Source organism: Bacteroidales bacterium, assembly GCA_021648725.1.
GTDB lineage: Bacteria > Bacteroidota > Bacteroidia > Bacteroidales > JAADGE01 > JAADGE01.
Map to the genome: position 1 here is coordinate 16,487 of JAKISF010000016.1, position 20,192 is coordinate 36,678.

Genomic DNA, 20,192 nt, shown 5'->3' on the forward strand with positions numbered 1-20,192 from the left:
AATTAATATCTTTGTTTAGTATTTCAAAATATTAATTCAATATAAAATGGCAAACACCGAAACAAAAGAGCTGTTAAAAAAAGTACGAAAAATTGAGATAAAAACCAGAGGTTTATCCAAACAAATTTTTGCAGGCGAATACCACAGTGCATTCAAAGGCAGAGGAATGACATTCAGCGAAGTACGTGAATATCAATATGGTGACGATGTTCGAAATATTGACTGGAATGTAACGGCAAGATACGACAAAGCATATATAAAAACCTTTGAAGAAGAACGAGAACTTACGGTTATGTTACTCATAGATACCAGCGGTTCACAATATTTCGGTACAGACCGAATGTTCAAAAAAGACCTTATCACAGAACTTTCCGCAGTACTTTCCTTTTCTGCAATTCAAAATAATGATAAAGTAGGCGTTATTTTTTTCAGCGACAGAATAGAAAAATTTATTCCTCCTAAAAAAGGAAAATCTCATATATTAAGAATAATAAGAGAATTGCTTGATTGTAAACCAAAAGGTAAAGGAACAGATATATCAGAAGCTTTAAGATATTTTACAAATACAGTTAAAAAAAGAAGTACGGCATTTATTATTTCAGATTTTTTTGATGCCGATTTCAAAAAAGCATTAAGAATTGCAAGCCATAAACATGATATCTCGGCACTTCACATTTATGATGAAAAAGAATATAAACTTCCGAATGTCGGATTATTAAAAATTAAAGATGCCGAAACCGAAAAAGAATACTGGATTGATACAGCAAGTAAATCATTCAGAAAAAAATATGAAACCGACAGAAATAAAAATTACCATGAAATAAAAGAAATATTTGATAAAACCGGCGTTCGAAGTCAAAAAATAAAAACCGGAGAAGATTATATAAAACCTTTACTGAAACTATTTAAAAAGAAATGAACATAAAAATACACCAATCTTGGAAAGAACTTTTACAAGATGAATTTGAAAAAGAATACTTCATTAATCTCGTCAATTTTGTAAAACAAGAATATAAAACACACAACATATATCCGCCCGGAAAAGAAATTTTCAATGCTTTTGATTTGTGTCCTGTTGAAAATGTAAAGGTTGTTATAATCGGACAAGATCCGTATCACGGAAAAGGACAAGCACACGGTTTATGTTTTTCGGTAAAAGACGGAGTAAAAACACCGCCGTCATTAAAAAATATTTATAAAGAACTATATGACGATTTAGGCAAAGAAATCCCCGAAACAGGCAATATATCTCATTGGGCGGAGCAAGGTGTTTTGATGCTTAATGCAACTTTAACCGTGAGAGCAGGAAATGCAGGTTCACACCAAAACAAAGGTTGGGAAATATTTACCGATGCGGTAATTAAAAAAATATCAAAAGAAAAAGAAAACCTTGTATTTTTACTTTGGGGAGCATACGCACAAAAAAAAGGACAAGTAATTGATACAGATAAACATTATATCCTGAAATCGCCTCACCCTTCACCTTTTTCTGCACATACCGGTTTTCTCGGAAATAAACATTTCAGTAAAACAAATGCGTTTTTAAAATCTAAAGGAATTTATGAAATCAATTGGTAATTTTCAAGTTGTTATTTTTAACTTTACAGACATTTTGATATGACAATATTTTGCCACAAATGCGGAACAAAAAATATAAACAGAAAAACTTGTTCGAACTGTAATACAAAACTCATTACAAATACAGAAACAAAAGAATCACCTGTTTTCAGTCAAGAAAAAGCACAATTAAAATGTCCTTGGTGCGGCACGGTAAATAAAGTTATTGATGAAACAAATTGTAAAAACTGCGGCGGTCCTTTACCGGAAATATCTAAAAACAATGACGGATTAGATATTGGAACACCTCCCGGAAATGCTCCGAGAAAAATACCGAAAGTATATATTAAAAAACTTAAATATCGAAATGTTCATTTTATAATCGGGTTCTTTTTTACTGTTCCTTTTTTTTGGACAATTATTTTTCCGATAATCGGTATCTTTATGATGAGATACGGACTTAAAAACGCAAATAATAAATTAGCAGCACTAGAAAAAGGAATTAAAGCAGAAGGCGTATTAATTGATATTTATAAAGATGCATCTCAAACCGTAAACGGAAGACATCCTTGGAAATTAGAATATGAGTTTACGACAAAATCCGGAAAATTAATTTCTGCAAAAAAAACAGGAGCTTGGAACAGCAACAACAGATACAGAAAAGCCGGCGACAGATTATGGGTTGTATATTTATCCATAAATCCCAAAATTAGTGCTATTTGGCCTCCGGTTGATTAACTAAAATTCTTTTTTGCATATTGCACAATTAAATTTTGAAATAATATGAACAGAATTTGCAATTTATTTAACATACAACACCCTATTATTCAAGGTGGTATGATTTGGTGTTCCGGCTGGGAGTTAGTGTCTGCCGTAAGCAATGCCGGTGGTCTCGGCTTAATCGGAGCAGGGTCTATGTATCCGGATGTTCTCAGAGAACACATTCAAAAAACAAAAAAAGCAACAAATAAACCCTTCGGTGTAAATGTACCTTTACTTTACCCGCAAACAGAAGAAATAATGCAGATTATTATCGATGAAGGTGTTAAAATTGTATTTACTTCTGCCGGAAATCCAAAAACTTGGACAAAACATTTGCAAGACTACGGAATAAAAGTAGCCCATGTTGTTGCTAATTCAAAATTTGCACAAAAAGCAGATGAAGCAGGTGTTGATGCAATTGTAGCAGAAGGTTTTGAAGCAGGCGGGCACAACGGACGTGAAGAAACAACAACTTTAGTTCTCATTCCTTCGATTCGTTCCGTAACCGCAAAACCGATAATTGCTGCCGGAGGTATCGGAACAGGAAGAACAATGCTTGCAGCAATGGTGCTGGGTGCAGATGCAGTTCAAATAGGAAGTCGTTTTGTTGCTTCAAAAGAAGCCTCGGCACATATTAACTTTAAAAACGAAATAGTAAAAGCTGCCGAAGGCTATACCGGGCTGTATTTTAAAAAGTTAGTTCCCGTAAGATTAATCAAAAATCAATTTGCTCTTGATGTTGAAAAAGCCGAAAATGAAGGAGCAAACAGAGAACAACTTTCAGAACTTCTCGGCAGAGGAAGAGCAAAACTCGGAATGTTTGAAGGTGATACAGAAAACGGAGAATTAGAAATCGGTCAAATATCTGCAATCATCAAAGAAATAAAGCCTGTAAAAAATATAATCAGCGATATTATTTTAGAATACAAAACCGTAAAACAACAAATTAATCACGCAAGATTTGATTTTTAAAAAATATGATAAAATTTGAGAAAATTACATTAGATAACGGATTAAGAGTCATTTTTCATCAAGATAAAAACACACCGATTGCTGCAGTAAATGTGTTGTATGATGTAGGTGCAAAAGATGAACATCTCGACAAAACCGGCTTTGCACATTTGTTTGAACATTTAATGTTCGGCGGCTCTGCAAATATCCCGGATTACGATAAACCTTTGCAAGAAGCAGGAGGCAGCAGTAATGCTTTCACAAACAACGACATTACTAATTATTATGAAACTCTGCCGAAAGATAATATAGAAACTGCATTTTGGTTAGAATCCGACAGAATGTTAAGTCTTGCATTCACAGAAAAAAGCCTTGAAGTTCAGAAAAAAGTTGTAATTGAAGAATTTAAGCAAAACTATTTAAATCGACCGTACGGAGATATGTGGTTACTAATGAGAACTATGGCATACAAAATACATCCGTATGCTTGGGCAACAATAGGAAAAGAAATATCTCACATTGAAAATGCAAATATTCAAGATGTTAAAGACTTTTTTTATAAACATTACGCACCTAATAATGCAATAATGTGTATTACCGGTAATTTTGAAAAAAACTATATTTTTGATTCGGTAAATAAATGGTTCGGAGATATTGAAAAACGAAATATTAAAAAACGTTCATTGCCTGTTGAGCCTGTCCAAACCAAAGCTCGTTTCTCTGAAGTTGAAAAAGATGTCCCTGTCAATGCTTTTTTTAAAACTTACCACATGTGTGAAAGAAGAAATAAAGAATATTTCGCAACAGATTTATTATCAGACATATTATCGAACGGAGATTCTTCCCGACTTTACCAAAAATTAGTAAAAGAGAAAAAAGTATTTTCAAATATTGATGCATATATTTCAGGAAATATTGAAAAAGGCTTATTTGTTTTTAACGGCAAACTTAATAATGGTGTTTCATTTGAAACTGCCGAAAACCAACTAAATATTGAAATAGAGAAAATTAAAAAAGAAAAAGTTTCGGAAAGAGAACTTCAAAAAATTAAAAATAAATTAGAATCAAAACTGATTTTCGGAGAAACAGATACTCTCCAAAAAACAATGAATTTAGCCTATTATGAACTAATCGGGAAAGCCGAAGATTATAATACTGAAATTAATAAATACCAAAATATAAACAAAAGCGATATTTCGGAAATTGCACAAAAAATTCTAATTCCCGAAAACAGCAATACAATTTATTATAAAGCAAAAAAACAGCAAAAAACTTAACGATAACTTAAATTAATAAATTTACCTTTAATTACATAAGGCTTGTTATCGTCAGGAACAGAATAAAGTTTAAAATTATATTCTCCCGAAATTAATTTATTTTTTCTGTCAAGACCGGTAATTTCAACCTTCCCTTCGTATGAGGTAAAAAATGTAGGCGAAGACTCTTCTTCTTTCGATATAATCTTATAACTGAGGCTGCATTGAGAAACTGAAACACCTGTTTTATAATCAAATGTTTGCTTATATTTTCCTACTTTATCTCCGTTAACTGTTATGATTATTGCTTTTTTTGAATTCACTTTAGAATCATGTGCAGCAATAATTGTTATACCTTTCAAAATAGTTGCCGATTCAGGTTTAAATACTTTTTCTGAATTATTAATCTTTGTTTCAAAGAAATTATCAGGACTAATTTCGCCTTTCCGGCAACCGATAATTCCGAATGAAAACACTATAAAGCTATATAAAATAAATCTTAACAATCTCATTATAACAATTAAAATAAACTAAGTATTTTTTATTGAAAGACGTAAAATTAATGTTTTTTAACAAATAACAAAAATAAATATACCGATTTATTAAACATACAAGCAATAAAACTATATAATTTGTATTTTTAGCAGAATAAAATTATAAATAAGGAATATAATTACTATTTTTACAAGCATAATCAGGATATTAATAATATGAAGAAAACAAAATTTGCATTACACTGGCAAATATTAATTGCTTTAATAATTGCTGTTTTATACGGTATATCTTTCCCGAATAAATATCATATTAAACTTTCTGCATACGAAAAAATAAGCAAAGAAAAAGATAAATTTTTATTTTCTGATGAAACTTTAATTAACATTGAAAACCTTATAGGCTCTGCTGCAACCGACAAAACTGAATTAATACAGAATATAGAAATTAACAACAGCATTAAATTAACTGATACACAAAAACAAATAATTCTGAAATATGCAAAATATAATCCTTCGATAAAATACATAAGTTGGATGGGAATAATATTTTTAAAAGCTCTTAAAATGATTATTATTCCTCTTATTTTAATGTCAATAATATCAGGAATTGCAAATATCGGTTCTGCCGGAAACCTTGGTCGTTTAGGGCTAAAAACATTTTTATATTATTTAATGACAAGTACGGCTGCAATAATTGTAGGATTAATTTTTGTCAACGCAATTAAACCCGGAATAGGAATTGATAAAAGCTACGGCAGCAATATTGAAATTCCGGAGCAAACATCCCATTCTTTATCAGACACATTATTAAACATTATTCCGGAAAACATTTTTGAAGCCTTTGTCAACAATCAAATGCTTTCAATAATATTCTTTGCAATATTATTCGGCTTTTTTGTAACCCGAATTAATACAAAATCAAGAATATTTTTAACCGATTTTTTTAATGCCGGTTTTGAAGTAATGATGAAAATAACAATGTTCATTATCTTATTTACTCCTTTCGGTGTATTCGGACTTGTTGCAGAAGCCGTAGCAGATCAATCAGGGCAATTAATGAAATTTTTCAGCATATTGGGGATGTACACAATAACAGTATTAGCAGCATTATTATTTCATGCTTTAATAATTTTACCGATTCTTTTAAAATTTATTGCAAAAGTCAGTCCCTGGGCACATTTTAAAGCAATGAGAGCTGCTTTACTTACAGCATTTTCAACATCCTCGTCAGGAGCAACTTTATCTTTAACAATGGAATCTGTTGAACACAAATCAGGAGTTTCCAGAAAAATATCCGGGTTCACTCTGCCCTTGGGAGCAACAATTAATATGGACGGAACCGCTCTTTATGAAGCAGTTGCGGCATTATTTATTGCACAAGCATACGGCTTTGATTTAGGACTTACCGAACAAATAATAATTGTAGTTACAGGCTTATTAGTTTCAATAGGTGCTGCCGGAATTCCGATGGCAGGCTTGTTTATGATTACAATTATATTAACTGCCGTAGATTTACCATTGGCAGGCGTTGCTTTAATTCTGCCTGTTGACAGAATTTTAGATATGTTCAGAACATCAGTTAATGTATGGAGTGACAGTTGCGGTGCCGTAATAGTTGCAAAATCGGAAGGAGAAAAATTAAAAGTGTAATAATTATTTATTTTTGCCTATTTTTGGAGTATTAATTTTGAATTAAATTATGAACGAATCAATATTAAAAGCATTAATGAAATTATTTGCAATAATTGCAAATGCCGACAGCAATGTAGTTTCCGATGAAGCAAGAAGAGTTGTAAGAACTTACCTTGATGTAATGCTGAATAAACACCACGTTGATATTTATTTAAATTTATTTGATAAGTTTGTAAAACAGCACCATCATGCAAAAAAAGATGATAACAGAAAAGTCAGAAAACAAACATCTCTTAATTCTGTTAAAGTTCTTAAAATATGCAGTGAAATAAATGAACAACTTCACCAAAAAGAGAAAATTGTCGTTCTTATAAGACTTTTGGAATTTGTTAATGAAAATAATATTATTACTGAAAAAGAACTTGATTTTGTAAAAACAGTTTCCGATATTTTTAATATTCCGGAAAATGAATTCAGCAACTTATTTAATTTAGCTATAAATAAAATAGACTCTTCCGAAAACAACCCAAAACTTCTTATCATTAATAATAAAGAAGATGATAATGTACAAAAACATATTAATTCAAAAAACTTATCGGGAGAAATTTATATTTTACATATTGAAACTACTAACACATTTGTTATAAAATATATAGGAACAGAAAGTTTATTCTTAAACAGTCAAAATATTTCACCCGAACGTTTATATATTTTTGATAACGGAGCAGTAATTAAAAGTTCAAAAATAAACCCTTTATATTACAGTGATATTGCAGGAAGGTTTATTCATTCGGACGATAGTGCAAAAGTAATTTTCAAAGCAGAAAATATTGAATTTTATTACAAAAATTCTAAAAACGGAATACAAAATTTCAATTTTACCGAACAATCCGGCAGAATGATCGGAATTATGGGCGGAAGTGGTGTAGGGAAATCAACTTTGCTTAATGTTTTTAACGGAAGCTATCCGCTTCACGGAGGTAAAATTACAATTAACGGTTACGACATTCATAAAGACAAGGAAAAACTAAACGGTGTAATTGGTTTTGTTCCGCAAGATGACTTACTGATTGAAGAATTAACTGTTTACCAAAACCTTTATTACAATGCTAAGTTATGCTTCAGCAACTTCTCCGAGAATCAAATAAAAGATGCTGTTGATAAGGTATTAAATGATTTAGATTTAACAGCCACAAAAGATTTAACTGTCGGCAGTCCTGTTAATAAATTTATCAGCGGCGGGCAAAGAAAAAGATTAAATATTGCACTTGAATTAATAAGGGAGCCGTCAATTCTTATAGTTGATGAGCCTACTTCCGGGCTATCTTCAATGGATTCCGATATGGTTATGAATTTGCTTAAAGAACAAGCCTTGAAAGGTAAATTGGTGCTTGTAAATATTCACCAACCTTCATCGGATATATATAAACTATTCGACAGTTTATTGATGATGGATAAAGGCGGACATCCGGTTTACTTCGGAAACCCTGTTGATGCAATAACTTATTTTAAACAATCAGCTAATTATGTAAATCCGGAAGAAAGCGGTTGTTCCGAATGCGGAAACGTTAACGCCGAGCAACCACTACAAATACTTGAAGCTAAAATAGTTGATGAATTCGGAAAGTTTACCAAAGAAAGAAAAATAAGCCCGCAAGAATGGTATTCTAAATATAAAAAAGAAATTGAAACCAAGCAAAAAGATACAGCAGAAACCGGAGAAAAATCAAAACTCCCTGAAAATTATTTTAAAACACCTTCAAGATTTAAGCAATTTTTAATTTTTACAATAAGAAATATTAAGGCAAAATTAACAAATAAGCAAAATTTATTGATTACTTTCTTAGAAGCTCCTGTTTTAGCAGTAATACTCGGATATTTTACAAAATACATAAGCGGAACCGATGCTGACCCGGATGCATATATCTTTGCCGAAAATGTTAATATTGTAGCTTATTTATTTATGGCTGTAACGGTTGCATTATTTTTCGGTATGACGTTAAGTGCCGAAGAGATTATTAAAGACAGAAAAATATTAAAAAGAGAAAAATTTCTTCATTTAAGCAAATTCAGTTATTTAAATTCTAAAATCTTTGTTCTTTTTGTTATTTCTGCAATTCAAACATTATCGTTTATCCTTGTCGGAAATTGGATTTTAGAAATACACGGACTTACTCTAACTTATTGGTTAATACTTTTTTCAACTGCCGCATTTGCAAATATTCTCGGTTTAAATATTTCCTCTGCATTTGATTCTGTCGTAACAATATACATAACAATACCGTTTATTTTAGTTCCTCAACTTTTATTCAGCGGCGTTATAGTTGACTTTACAAAATTACACAAGAACTTCACATCATATAAAGAAGTTCCTATAATCGGAGATTTAATGACATCACGCTGGGCTTATGAGGCTCTTGCAGTTGCTCAATTTAAAAATAATAAATACGAAAAATATTATTTTGAAGTTGATAAAGAAAAAAGTCAAAATAATTATAAACTTTCATACTTAATTCCCGAATTTGAAAAATATACAAATACCTGTGTTAATAATATTGAAGCAAGTACAAGTATTGAGCAAACCGAAAGGTATTTAAAAATTCTGACAAATGAGATTAAAGAACTTAATAAAACGTCGGAAATAAAATTTGAGAATTTAAATGAATTAACAATAAATAATTTTAATAAAAATACACAAACAGAATTGCAAAAATATTACGATAAATTAAAAAGAAAATTTAACGCAAAACAATACAAACTTAATCTAAAATCAGACTCTGTTTCTCATTCTTTAATAAAGAAGTTCAAAAACAAAGAAGATGTTTACAAATTAAAAATTAAAAATCACAATAAACAAGTTGCAGAAATACTAAGAAATAAAGGCGAATTTGATGCCATAAAAGAAGAAGACAGTCGAATGGTACAAGTTATCGATCCTATCTTCAAAATGCCTGTTTCAAAAAACGGAAGAGCCCACTTTTATTCTCCTGTTAAAAAAATAGGAAATAAAACCATTGATACACTTTGGTTTAATGTTATTTTTATTTGGTTCACATCTTTAATTATTTATTTAATGCTAATTTTTAACATATTCAGAAAAATAATTGATTTATTCGGTAAGAAATAATGATAAAGTATAATAAAAGTGAAATAATTAATAAGCTGATTTGTGCGAAAACAGCTCATGAAAGATGGATGACTTATGCAGAAGCAATTTATAACGGTATTAATTTTGGAGAAGAGCATACACCATTATTACATACAGAGTGTGAATTCGGAAAATGGTGTGCCGACAACGGGCAACTTTTATATTTTGTTGAAGCACCTAAAACATTATTAGAAGATCATAAATCTCTTCACAGAGTATATATGGAAATATACAAATTGATGCATGACAACAGCAGTTCAAACTTTTTCAATAAAGCAAGAGTTGAAAAAAAGAAAAAAGAATCCTTAGAAAAAAACTTTAAAGTATTAAATTCAATATCCGGAAATATGATAAAAGCAATTGATTCAATAATAGACAAGATTAACTCAATGTCTAAAGATGAGATTATGGCATTAGGGTAATAAATTAACATTCTCGGTCAAAAGCCGTAAAGAACTCTATATAATCTTTATTTTTCAATAAAAACACTTAAATGTGTTTTTACTTCCTCAACAGCAACTTCAAGAACATCATTAACAACAACCACGTCAAAATATTTTAAAAAAGTCATTTCATGTTCAGCTTTTGCAAGCCTCTTTTTAAGACTTTCTTCCGTTTCGGTTTCTCTGTTTCTTAACCTTTTTTCAAGTTCTTTTATTGAGGGCGGCATAATAAAAACAGTCAAACATTCTTCTTCATACTGTTTTTTTATATTAATTCCGCCGACAACATCAACATCAAAAATAACATTACTCCCTTTATTCCGGATTCTTTCAACTTCCGATTTTAATGTTCCGTAAAATTGATTTTTATATACTTCCTCCCATTCAACAAACTCACTATTTGCTATTTTATCTTTAAATTCATCAACTGATAAAAAATAATAATCTTTTCCCTGAATTTCCTTATCTCTCTTTTCTCTGCTGGTTGCAGAAACAGAAAATTCAAAATTAAATACATTTTCAGATAAAATTCTTCTTACAATCGTAGTTTTTCCCGAACCCGAAGGTGCTGAAAAAACGACTAATTTTCCGGTCATCTTTTTTAAATTATTGATTATTTCTCAAAATTGTAAACAATCATTCTATAAAACAAATTTTTTTGGTTTACAGAAAATATTTAAATTTAGAAACTGTTAAACTATTAAATTAAAGAAAAAGATGAAGCAATTTAACGAAAATTTCAAAACTAAACTTTACGAAACAATCGAAGACATTGAGAACAATTCTCTTGTTGAAGTTGTTGCCGTAATAAAAGCAAAATCAGGAAATTACAGAGACATATCACTATGGATTGCATTTGCATTCATGTTTTTAGTTTCTACTTTTTTTATGTTTTCTCCGATTGAATTTGACCCTTATTTAATGTATTTTTTTACATTTCTCTCCTTTATTTTTGCATATCTTAGTTCCGAACTGATTAAAGGCTTCAAAAGACTTTTTATTAAGAAAGCCAGAATGAAAAGAAACACGGATATATATACAAGAGCTGTATTTCAGAAAGGCGGCATAAGGTTTACTAATGAAAAAATAGGTGTGTTAATTTATGTTTCATTATTCGAAAAAAGAGTTAAAATTTTGGCAGACAGAGGTGCTTTTACATTAGTTCCCGATGAACTTTGGAAGAAAATGAAAACTGACTTTAATACAATTTTTGAAAGTAATAATATAACTGATGCATTTATTTCCGAGTTACAAAAAACAAAAGAAATTTTTGCAAAATACATTTTACCTGTTGAAAATGACATTAACGAACTGCCTGATGATTTAGAAGTAGAATTATAAAACATTATCGAACAAACGAAAATAAATTACAATTAAAAGCAAAAAGTTATGGATAACAAAAAACTTAATATATTTTTCACTTTAGCAATCATATTTACACTGTTTTTACTCATAAGCCCTTTCGCAATAGAAATTCTAAGTGCAAGACCCGGAGGCGGTCATTCATTTTCAGGCGGTGGAGGTTCCGGTGGCGGAGGTGGCGGAGGAGACGGTATCGGTTTTTTAATTTATTTAATTCTTTCAGAGTTACCGCCTTACATTTCAATTCCTTTAATAATTGCAATAATCGTTATCAGATTAATTATTAAAAGACGAAATAAAGGAGAAAGCAGAACAGTATCCTCTGCACCGGGCATCCAAGCCGTTAAAAACAGAAATGCAGATATCGAAAGAGATATTTCAATGCTTAAAGCAACTGACATTAACTTCTCAAAAGTTTTATTTATTGATTTTGCATCTTCAATATATAATAAATATTATTCATGGTACGGAAGCAAAGAGTTTAAAAATTTATCTCCTTATTTTGATGAATCTGAAATTAAAAAATCTGCAAATTTACAAAATAAACGTACTGTAAATGAAATAGTTATCGGAAGTTTAAGAATAAGCGAAGTAAATAACCTCCAACACGTTACGGGTATTGCTGTTGATATTGAAGCAAACTACACATTAAATCAACACGGCAAAAAAACCAGATACTCGGTTGTTGAAAGATGGTATTTTAACAGAAAAGCCGGAATTTTATCTCCCGAACCCGATAAAATGAGAAAGTTGGTTTGCCCGAATTGTGCTGCTCCCGCAAATTTTACTGATAACGGAGTTTGTGAAAGTTGCGGAACAAAAATTAATAACGGCGAAATGCAGTGGTTTGTAAAAAAACATAAAGTTTTAAGTCAAGAAGTTTTCAGCACAAAAGGTTTAGCTCATTATGCTCCCGAAAGAGGAACCGGCTTACAAACAATTTATCAAAGCGGATTGAGTTCATACACTTCAAGCTTTGCAGCACAACATAATATTGACTGGAAAACATACAGCGAACAATTCAAATATAATGTTGCTTCAAAATATTTCATGGCAATTTATACTGCATGGAGCAAAAATAAATTAGATAAAGTAAGAAACTTGTTAACAGACAGAACTTATGAGTCATTTATGTTTTGGATTGATGCATACAAAAGTGCAGGTTTGACTAATAAATTAGAAGATATTAAAATCACAAATGTACAATTTGTAAGAATAGATACAGACAAATTTTATGAAGCAATAACAGTAAGAATTTATGCTTCTTCGCTTGACTATGTAGTTGACAAACAAGGTAAAGTAAGAGGCGGTTCAGATAAAAGACCTCGTTCTTTCAGCGAATATTGGACATTTATAAGAAAAAACGGTGTCGAAAAAGATGAATTTGACATTTCAACATGTCCTAATTGCGGTGCCCCTGCCGATAAAATGGGACAAGCCGGTGTTTGTGAATATTGCGGAACAAAAATAAGTAACGGAGATTTTTCATGGGTACTTTCAATTATTACACAAGACGAAGTTTATTCTGGATAAAACCCAGTATAAGAAAATACAATAATCCTCCCTGTCAGTGCTTTAAAAGCCTGACAGCGGTTTTTATAATTAACAATTAAAACAAGAAAACAGATGTTTGAAATAATAGCAACTTTAAAGCTCTTCACACTGTTTATTATGATAGGTGTTTTTATTTTTCTGATTATAAACCAATTAAAGAAAAAGAAAAATCCGGATGATAATAATAAATCAATCAAAAACAAAAAAAGCTGAAATTAATTTTTAACTGTAAAGAAAATTATTTGGTTCCTTCATCTTGTTCTTTCAAATAATAACCGCTTTCAACTTTTCCGAATCGGTAAGCTAAATAAATAGTCGGAAAAAACATCGGATTATTTTCTGTTTCCATAATTTTTATCGGTTTAGGATAAGCCTCAAATGAAATACCGGTTTCGAGCATACTTAATTTTTTGTCCGTTTTGCTGAATTCAAAAGAAAAACCTGTTTTTGCATAAATCCCCGGTATAACTTTTATTTCGTTAAAACCGTATGAAAATGATTTTTTGCCGTGAATAAACCACCAAGGAGTATTTTCTGTAAACAATTGTACAGTTGTTGCATTTATAGAGTCACTCCAAACGTCATAATAAATAGGTTTCAGAAACATTGCACTAATACCGCCCACATAAAACCACCTGACTGACACACTGTTGCGATCAAACTTCTTAAATATCTCATGATGTCTTCCTACAGCAAATCGTAAATTAAAAGCAACGTTTGTTTTTCCGTAAACAAAATTAAAAATATTATAGGTAAGCGGATTACTGATTTTTTTTTCCTTATTATGCTTTACAATATTAAAATCGCCTTCGTACAAAAACTTTTTATGAACATTAATTCTTTTCCCGTAGCGATACCCTAAACCGTAACCATTTGAATTCAATACAAAAGCAAAACTTTTTTCATTTCTGAACAAAATTTTATGCTCAGTATCAACTTCACCTTGTGAAAAAACAATTGAAAAACTAAAAGATAGGAATAATATAAAAATTAACTTCTTCATAAAAGTTTAAACAAATAAAGTTTGTAAAATAAATTACAAACTTTATTTATTAAAAAATAATATTTTTTTTATAAGTTTTCGCTGTTTTGAAAATCAACAGTTTCAATCACATCTTGCGAACCTTGTTCTTGCACGTCTCCCGAATAAACAGATGGCGGATAAGCAGGACATAATCTTGCACTTGAATTGCATGACGAAATCATAAAACTTCCGAAAAATAAAAGAATTCCAAAAATAGAAAGTAACTTTTTCATTGTATATTATATTAATTTATTAACAAATTTCATTCTATGTATATGCAAAGTTAAAAGATTTTTATTTAATAATGAATTTTTTTACTGATTAAATCAATTTAAACATAATTATATGTATCCTTTAACATACAATTATAGCCATTTATTGTATATTGCATTGTATTTTATTAATCATTTTACAAAAAGAATATGAATATTGAAAATTTCAGAGAATATTGCTTATCTAAAAAAGCTGTAAGCGAATCTTTTCCTTTTGACAAAACAACACTTGTTTTAAAAGTTCTTGACAAAATGTTTGCACTTACCGATTTAGAAGATGATTTCAGCATAAATTTAAAATGCGAGCCCGAAAAAGCAATTTTAGTAAGAGAAAAATATAATGCGGTAAAAGAAGGATATCACATGAATAAAAAACATTGGAATACAATTATAATAGACGGCTCAATACCCGATTCAAAATTAAAAAAATGGATTGATGATTCATACAATTCAGTCGTTTCTAAAATGACGAAAAAGAATAGAGAAAAATTATTAAAAATGTAATGAATTTTAATACAAATTAAATTCTAAATGTATAATACATTTTAGTTTAGATTATTTATTTTTGCGAAAATTAATTATTAAAAAATAATCGATGGAAAGAGATAATAAAATATTTGACTTGATTAATCAAGAACTTAACAGACAAAAAAGAGGTATTGAATTAATTGCTTCAGAAAACTTTGTAAGCAAACAAGTTATGGAAGCAATGGGTTCTCCTTTAACTAATAAATATGCCGAAGGGTACCCCGGAAAAAGGTATTACGGAGGTTGCCAAATTGTTGACCAAACAGAGCAACTTGCAATAGACAGAGCAAAAGAATTATTCGGTGCCGAATGGGTTAATGTTCAACCTCATTCCGGTGCACAGGCAAATGCTGCCGTTATGTTAGCCGTATTAAAACCCGGCGATACTTTTATGGGACTAAACCTTTCACACGGAGGACATTTAACCCACGGTTCATTTGTTAATTATTCCGGCATTCTTTATAATGCCGTTTCATACAATGTAGGTGAAGAAACCGGAACGGTAGATTATGACGAAATGGAAGAACTTGCAATTAAAGAAAACCCTAAATTAATTGTTGGCGGTGCTTCTGCATATTCTCGTGATTGGGATTATAAACGAATGAGAGAAATTGCTGACAAAGTCGGTGCTCTGTTAATGTTCGATATTGCACATCCTGCCGGTTTAATTGCTGTAGGGCTTTTAAATAACCCTATCCCTCATTGCCATATCCTTACAACAACCACACATAAAACATTAAGAGGCCCCAGAGGCGGAATGATTATGATGGGAAAAGATTTTGAAAATCCTATGGGCAAGAAAACACCAAAAGGAAAAACCAGAATGATGTCATCTGTACTCGACTCAGGAGTATTCCCCGGAACACAAGGCGGGCCGCTTGAACATATTATAGCAGCAAAAGCAGTTGCATTCCGAGAAGCTTTAACCGATGAATTTAAAGATTATCAAAAACAAGTAATTAAAAATGCAAAAGCATTAGCAGATGCATTCGTTGAAAAAGGTTACAAAGTAATTTCCGGCGGAACAGATAATCATTCGATGTTAATTGACCTAAGAACAAAAGTTCCCGAAACATCAGGTAAAATTGTTGAAAAAGCTCTGGAAAAAGCTGACATTACTTTAAATAAAAACATGGTTCCTTTTGATTCTCGTTCTCCTTTCCAAACATCGGGTATCAGAGTAGGAACTCCTGCAATTACTACAAGAGGCGTAAAAGAAGATTTAATGCCTGTTATTGTTGATATGATTGACGAAGTTATCTTAAATCCCGAAAACGAAGACATTATTTTGAATGTAAGAAAAAAAGTTAATAATCTAATGGAAAACTATCCCTTAACAACACATTAGAAGTTTATTTATTTTATTATTAAGCATATTTTACAATCAGTTAAATATTAGAAAAGCACCTTTGATGAAAAAAATAATAATACCTGTCTTTTTGACTGCAAGTGTTTTGATTAGCTGTAATCAAAGCGTAACAGAAAAAAACAACCAAAATGACGAAAGTAAGAAACCTATTGTTGAAAACATTTCTGAAGATAGCCTGCAAAAAGGCTTCCGATTGCTGGTGTCAAACTGTTTCTCATGCCATAGTCCGGATTTAGATATTCAAAAAAAGATTGCTCCTGCAATGGGGACAATAAAAAAACATTACATTACGGAAGGAATAACAAAAAAAGATTTTACCGAAAATTTAATTGAATTTATAAAAAATCCTGTTGAAGAAAAAACCAAAATACCGGATGCTATAGAAAAATTTGGGGTAATGCCTAAATTTGAATTTAATGAAACAGACTTAACTAATATTGCAAACTATATTTATCACACTAAACTTGAAAACACAGATTGGTTTGCAAAACACTTTGAAAAAGAAAAAATAAAATACGGTGTAGGTTTAAAAGATTTGCCTTACATTGATATGGGAAAGCAGTTTGTATTGTCAACAAAATCGGTATTAGGTACTAACCTTAAATTTGCAATAAAAAACAAAGGAACTGCAAATGCTGTAGAATTCTGTCAAGAGAGAGCTTACCCGTTGACAGACAGTATGGCAGTTGCTTTAAGTGTTAAAATAAAAAGGGTTTCCGATAAACCCAGAAATTTGCTTAATACAGCAAATAAATCAGAGTTGCAATATATTCTTGCAAGTCAAAAAAGTCTCTCCGAAAAAGAGATAATAAAGCCTCAAATACAAAAGATAGGAGAGAAAATAGTCGGATATTACCCTATCATTACCGGTAAATTCTGCTTACAATGTCATGGAATACCTGATGTGCAAATAAATTCAGGAGTTTTAGAGAAAATAGATTTACTGTACCCCAAAGATATGGCAACAGGCTATGCCGAAAACCAACTCAGAGGTATTTGGGTGGTAGAAATGGATGAAAAGTAACTCGAACAGGTAAAGAGAAAAAGAAATATTAGGAGTAGTTTTTTAATCTGCCGTACACAATTACTTAAAATATAACAAATGGACAATATAAAACTGAATGTATGGTCAAAAAAAATAAAAACTGAAATTGATTCTCAAATTGATGATATTTTTAAAAGAGATTATAAATTTTATAAAATTGACCGATTAGAAAGAATTGCCGAAAAAATTGATGCCTTTTCGGATAATTGTTCAGAATGTGAAAGCCTGAAAAATGAGGTAGAAGATATTGTTGCAAATCTTACAAAAAGTTTAAAATCAGGTTCTCCGAAACTTCGTTCCGAATACGAAAAAAGAAACGAAAAAATTGTAAACCATTTAAAAAAAGTTCATAATTTATCATATAAAGAATATTATGCTTCTTCATACTCTTTTATAGGTTTTGCAACAGGAACTATATTATTTACGGCAATATTTTGGTTTATTAATTCTAATTTTCTGTTGCCTGCTTCATTATTCGGGTTTACTTTCGGAATTATTATCGGAAGAATTATAGGTAAGAAAAAAGATAGAGAACAAGAACAAAACAACTTAATTTTGTGATTTTATTCATTTTTTTATCAATAATATTGTAAATTTACAGTTCTAAGTATTTAATCTATAAACAAAAACCATAATTATGAAACAGACGGCAACGCTCTTTGCAGTTTTATTACTATTAATTTTTTCTTGCAAAACGAACAAAAAAGAAAATACAGAGTATAATTATCCCGAAACAATGAAAGATTCAACAGTTGATGAATATTTCGGAACAAAAGTTCCCGACCCGTACAGTTGGCTCGAAGATGATAATTCAGAAGCTACAAAAGCCTGGGTTAAAGCACAAAATGAATTTACGTTTTCGTATTTAAATAAAATTCCTTTTAAAGATAAAATTAAAAACAGATTAGAAGAAATATGGAATTACGAAAAAAAAGGTGCCCCGTTCAAAAAAGGTAATTACTATTATTTCTATAAAAATGACGGCTTACAAAACCAATATGTTTTATACCGTACAAAAGAACTCGGAAAAAATGCCGAAATTTTTCTCGACCCGAATACATTTTCTGAAGACGGAACAGTATCAATGAGTTCAATAAGTTATACAAAAGACGGCTCATTAGCAGCTTATCAAATATCGGAAGGAGGTTCTGATTGGAGAAAAGTAATTATAATTGATACAGAAAACAAAAAACAACTTGAAGACACATTGGTTGATATAAAATTCAGCGGTTTGGCTTGGAAAGGAAATGAAGGCTTTTATTACAGCAGCTACGACAAACCGAAAGAAGGCAGTAAATTATCAGGCTTAACACAATACCATAAATTATTTTTTCACACAATAGGAACTTCCCAAAAAGATGACAGATTAATTTTCGGAGGAGAAAAACAAAAAAGAAGATATTTAGGAGCTTATTTAACCGAAGATCAAAGATTTTTAGTAATCACGGCATCAGAAAGTACAAGTGGTAATGAGCTGTACGTTAAAGACTTAACAACAGACGACAGCAATATTGTTCCCGTAATGGAAGGCTTCGATAGTGATTTATATGTTGTTGACAATCAAGGAACAAGATTGCTAATTCACACAAATTACAAAGCACCTAATAATAGGTTAGTAGAAGTTGATGCTTCAAACCCTAAATCCGAAAACTGGAAAGATCTTATTCCCGAAACCGAAAATGTTATGTCCGTTAATACAGGAGGTGGGTATTTATTTGCATCATACATGGTTGACGTAAAATCGCAAGTTATACAATTCGATTACAGCGGAAAAAAAATAAGAGAAGTAGAATTACCTGCAATCGGAACAACATACGGTTTCTCAGAAAAAAAAGACGAAAAAGAACTCTACTATACTTTTACTTCTTTCACCTATCCTGCCACAATCTTTAAATACGATATTGAAAAAGGAACATCAGAATTATACTGGAAACCTAATATTTCTTTTAATCCTGATGATTTTGAAACAAAACAAGTATTCTACAAAAGTAAAGACGGAACAAAAATCCCGATGTTTATTGTTTATAAAAAAGGACTTGAACTGAACGGAAAAAATCCAACATATCTTTATGCATACGGAGGTTTTAACATTAGTTTAAAACCGGGGTTTGACTTGCGAAAATTAGTTTGGCTGGAAAACGGCGGAATTTACGCACAACCCAATATTAGAGGCGGAGGAGAATACGGAGAAAAATGGCATAAAGCCGGAACAAAAATGAACAAACAAAATGTATTTGACGATTTTATTGCTGCTGCCGAATATCTTTTTAAAGAAAAATATACATCAAGCGATTATCTTGCAATTGCAGGAGGCTCAAACGGAGGTTTATTAATAGGTGCAACAATAACGCAACGACCCGATTTGGCAAAAGTTGCATTCCCCGCAGTTGGTGTTATGGATATGCTTAAATATCACAAATTCACATCAGGAGCAGGATGGGCAAGCGATTACGGAACTTCGGAAGAATCAGAAGAAATGTTTAAATACCTTTTGAATTATTCTCCGGTTCATGCAATTAAAGAAGGGGTTAATTATCCTGCAACAATGGTAACAACAGCCGATCATGACGACAGAGTAGTTCCGGCTCATTCATTCAAATTTGCGGCAACATTGCAGGCAAAAGCAAAAAGCAATAACCCTTTATTAATAAGAATTGAAACAAATGCCGGACACGGAGCAGGAACACCTACATCAAAACAAATAGAACAAGTTGCCGATAAATTTGCATTTGCTTGGTATAATATGGGAATTAATCCTTTTAAAAACTAAAAACCTATAAACAAGATTGTTAAGC

The 20,192-nt window shown here is 30.9% G+C and carries 19 protein-coding genes; 15 read left to right on the top strand and 4 right to left on the bottom strand.

The window, feature by feature from the left end:
- The first annotated feature begins 46 nt into the window (after positions 1–46).
- From L3J35_07550 to L3J35_07570, 5 genes are read left to right on the top strand one after another with little or no spacing between them, the layout of a single operon-like run.
- Positions 47–919, top strand: coding sequence for a DUF58 domain-containing protein (locus L3J35_07550; protein MCF6366041.1), 873 nt, complete (start codon positions 47–49; stop codon positions 917–919).
- Positions 916–1,578 carry a uracil-DNA glycosylase gene (gene ung, locus L3J35_07555; protein ID MCF6366042.1) on the top strand — a complete coding sequence of 221 codons (663 nt, stop codon included), beginning with the start codon at positions 916–918 and terminating at the stop codon, positions 1,576–1,578. The genes L3J35_07550 and ung overlap by 4 nt, the downstream gene beginning before the upstream one ends.
- Before the next feature lie 39 nt (positions 1,579–1,617).
- Positions 1,618–2,295, top strand: a complete 678-nt coding sequence (locus tag L3J35_07560; GenBank protein ID MCF6366043.1) for a hypothetical protein — start codon at positions 1,618–1,620, stop codon at positions 2,293–2,295.
- 45 nt (positions 2,296–2,340) lie between these two features.
- Positions 2,341–3,291: a nitronate monooxygenase gene (locus tag L3J35_07565; protein ID MCF6366044.1), complete on the top strand. Its 951-nt coding sequence runs from the start codon at positions 2,341–2,343 to the stop codon at positions 3,289–3,291.
- A 5-nt stretch (positions 3,292–3,296) separates the two neighbouring features.
- Complete coding sequence (locus L3J35_07570) at positions 3,297–4,547, top strand: insulinase family protein (protein ID MCF6366045.1); 1,251 nt, start codon at positions 3,297–3,299, stop codon at positions 4,545–4,547.
- Here the strand turns inward: L3J35_07570 and L3J35_07575 are convergent.
- Positions 4,544–5,038 (bottom strand): DUF6252 family protein, encoded by a 495-nt coding sequence (locus tag L3J35_07575; GenBank protein MCF6366046.1) that lies wholly within the window; start codon positions 5,036–5,038, stop codon positions 4,544–4,546. The two genes, L3J35_07570 and L3J35_07575, sit on opposite strands and share 4 nt — an antisense overlap.
- A 198-nt stretch (positions 5,039–5,236) precedes the next feature.
- Here L3J35_07575 and L3J35_07580 point away from each other — a divergent pair, with 198 nt between their 5' ends.
- Genes L3J35_07580 through L3J35_07590 form a run of 3 tightly spaced genes read left to right on the top strand, consistent with a single transcriptional unit; the run spans position 5,237 to position 10,222 of the window.
- Entirely contained in the window at positions 5,237–6,670 is a 1,434-nt protein-coding gene (locus L3J35_07580; protein ID MCF6366047.1) for a dicarboxylate/amino acid:cation symporter, read from the top strand.
- Positions 6,671–6,719: 49 nt separating this feature from the next.
- Complete coding sequence (locus L3J35_07585; protein ID MCF6366048.1) at positions 6,720–9,779, top strand: ATP-binding cassette domain-containing protein; 3,060 nt, start codon at positions 6,720–6,722, stop codon at positions 9,777–9,779.
- Complete coding sequence (locus L3J35_07590; protein MCF6366049.1) at positions 9,779–10,222, top strand: CZB domain-containing protein; 444 nt, start codon at positions 9,779–9,781, stop codon at positions 10,220–10,222. The genes L3J35_07585 and L3J35_07590 overlap by 1 nt, the downstream gene beginning before the upstream one ends.
- Positions 10,223–10,269: 47 nt before the next feature.
- Here L3J35_07590 and gmk read toward each other — a convergent pair whose 3' ends face one another.
- Positions 10,270–10,839 (bottom strand): guanylate kinase, encoded by a 570-nt coding sequence (gmk, locus tag L3J35_07595; GenBank protein MCF6366050.1) that lies wholly within the window; start codon positions 10,837–10,839, stop codon positions 10,270–10,272.
- Positions 10,840–10,960: 121 nt separating this feature from the next.
- On the opposite strand from gmk, the gene L3J35_07600 reads away from it, so the two are divergent.
- Positions 10,961–11,584, top strand: a complete 624-nt coding sequence (locus L3J35_07600; GenBank protein MCF6366051.1) for a hypothetical protein — start codon at positions 10,961–10,963, stop codon at positions 11,582–11,584.
- Positions 11,585–11,632: 48 nt separating this feature from the next.
- The gene (locus L3J35_07605; GenBank protein MCF6366052.1) at positions 11,633–13,138 is read left to right on the top strand and encodes a TIM44-like domain-containing protein; all 1,506 of its coding nucleotides are present in this window, start codon (positions 11,633–11,635) and stop codon (positions 13,136–13,138) included.
- 259 nt (positions 13,139–13,397) lie between these two features.
- Here L3J35_07605 and L3J35_07610 read toward each other — a convergent pair whose 3' ends face one another.
- Positions 13,398–14,162, bottom strand: coding sequence for a hypothetical protein (locus L3J35_07610; protein MCF6366053.1), 765 nt, complete (start codon positions 14,160–14,162; stop codon positions 13,398–13,400).
- 68 nt (positions 14,163–14,230) lie between these two features.
- Positions 14,231–14,416, bottom strand: a complete 186-nt coding sequence (locus tag L3J35_07615) for a hypothetical protein (GenBank protein MCF6366054.1) — start codon at positions 14,414–14,416, stop codon at positions 14,231–14,233.
- Positions 14,417–14,605: 189 nt separating this feature from the next.
- Here L3J35_07615 and L3J35_07620 point away from each other — a divergent pair, with 189 nt between their 5' ends.
- The 5 genes from L3J35_07620 to L3J35_07640 all read left to right on the top strand — a co-directional run bounded on the left by L3J35_07620 (position 14,606) and on the right by L3J35_07640 (position 20,167).
- On the top strand, positions 14,606–14,959 hold the full coding sequence (locus tag L3J35_07620; protein MCF6366055.1) for an MmcQ/YjbR family DNA-binding protein: 354 nt from the start codon (positions 14,606–14,608) through the stop codon (positions 14,957–14,959).
- Positions 14,960–15,050: 91 nt separating this feature from the next.
- A complete protein-coding gene (locus L3J35_07625) occupies positions 15,051–16,331 on the top strand; it encodes a serine hydroxymethyltransferase (protein MCF6366056.1) in 1,281 nt (426 codons plus the stop codon).
- 64 nt (positions 16,332–16,395) lie between these two features.
- Positions 16,396–17,376: a DUF3365 domain-containing protein gene (locus L3J35_07630; protein ID MCF6366057.1), complete on the top strand. Its 981-nt coding sequence runs from the start codon at positions 16,396–16,398 to the stop codon at positions 17,374–17,376.
- A gap of 78 nt (positions 17,377–17,454) precedes the next feature.
- A complete protein-coding gene (locus tag L3J35_07635; GenBank protein ID MCF6366058.1) occupies positions 17,455–17,958 on the top strand; it encodes a hypothetical protein in 504 nt (167 codons plus the stop codon).
- A 76-nt stretch (positions 17,959–18,034) separates the two neighbouring features.
- Positions 18,035–20,167, top strand: coding sequence for a prolyl oligopeptidase family serine peptidase (locus L3J35_07640; protein MCF6366059.1), 2,133 nt, complete (start codon positions 18,035–18,037; stop codon positions 20,165–20,167).
- Positions 20,168–20,192 lie beyond the last annotated feature (25 nt).

Excerpts from the sequence above, each read along its gene's own strand:
- L3J35_07550 (MCF6366041.1), top strand. The coding sequence starts at position 47 with ATGGCAAACACCGAAACAAAAGAGCTGTTAAAAAAAGTACGAAAAATT.
- ung (MCF6366042.1), top strand. The coding sequence starts at position 916 with ATGAACATAAAAATACACCAATCTTGGAAAGAACTTTTACAAGATGAA.
- L3J35_07560 (MCF6366043.1), top strand. The coding sequence starts at position 1,618 with ATGACAATATTTTGCCACAAATGCGGAACAAAAAATATAAACAGAAAA.
- L3J35_07565 (MCF6366044.1), top strand. The coding sequence starts at position 2,341 with ATGAACAGAATTTGCAATTTATTTAACATACAACACCCTATTATTCAA.
- L3J35_07570 (MCF6366045.1), top strand. The coding sequence starts at position 3,297 with ATGATAAAATTTGAGAAAATTACATTAGATAACGGATTAAGAGTCATT.
- L3J35_07575 (MCF6366046.1), bottom strand. The coding sequence starts at position 5,038 with ATGAGATTGTTAAGATTTATTTTATATAGCTTTATAGTGTTTTCATTC.
- L3J35_07580 (MCF6366047.1), top strand. The coding sequence starts at position 5,237 with ATGAAGAAAACAAAATTTGCATTACACTGGCAAATATTAATTGCTTTA.
- L3J35_07585 (MCF6366048.1), top strand. The coding sequence starts at position 6,720 with ATGAACGAATCAATATTAAAAGCATTAATGAAATTATTTGCAATAATT.
- L3J35_07590 (MCF6366049.1), top strand. The coding sequence starts at position 9,779 with ATGATAAAGTATAATAAAAGTGAAATAATTAATAAGCTGATTTGTGCG.
- gmk (MCF6366050.1), bottom strand. The coding sequence starts at position 10,839 with ATGACCGGAAAATTAGTCGTTTTTTCAGCACCTTCGGGTTCGGGAAAA.
- L3J35_07600 (MCF6366051.1), top strand. The coding sequence starts at position 10,961 with ATGAAGCAATTTAACGAAAATTTCAAAACTAAACTTTACGAAACAATC.
- L3J35_07605 (MCF6366052.1), top strand. The coding sequence starts at position 11,633 with ATGGATAACAAAAAACTTAATATATTTTTCACTTTAGCAATCATATTT.
- L3J35_07610 (MCF6366053.1), bottom strand. The coding sequence starts at position 14,162 with ATGAAGAAGTTAATTTTTATATTATTCCTATCTTTTAGTTTTTCAATT.
- L3J35_07615 (MCF6366054.1), bottom strand. The coding sequence starts at position 14,416 with ATGAAAAAGTTACTTTCTATTTTTGGAATTCTTTTATTTTTCGGAAGT.
- L3J35_07620 (MCF6366055.1), top strand. The coding sequence starts at position 14,606 with ATGAATATTGAAAATTTCAGAGAATATTGCTTATCTAAAAAAGCTGTA.
- L3J35_07625 (MCF6366056.1), top strand. The coding sequence starts at position 15,051 with ATGGAAAGAGATAATAAAATATTTGACTTGATTAATCAAGAACTTAAC.
- L3J35_07630 (MCF6366057.1), top strand. The coding sequence starts at position 16,396 with ATGAAAAAAATAATAATACCTGTCTTTTTGACTGCAAGTGTTTTGATT.
- L3J35_07635 (MCF6366058.1), top strand. The coding sequence starts at position 17,455 with ATGGACAATATAAAACTGAATGTATGGTCAAAAAAAATAAAAACTGAA.
- L3J35_07640 (MCF6366059.1), top strand. The coding sequence starts at position 18,035 with ATGAAACAGACGGCAACGCTCTTTGCAGTTTTATTACTATTAATTTTT.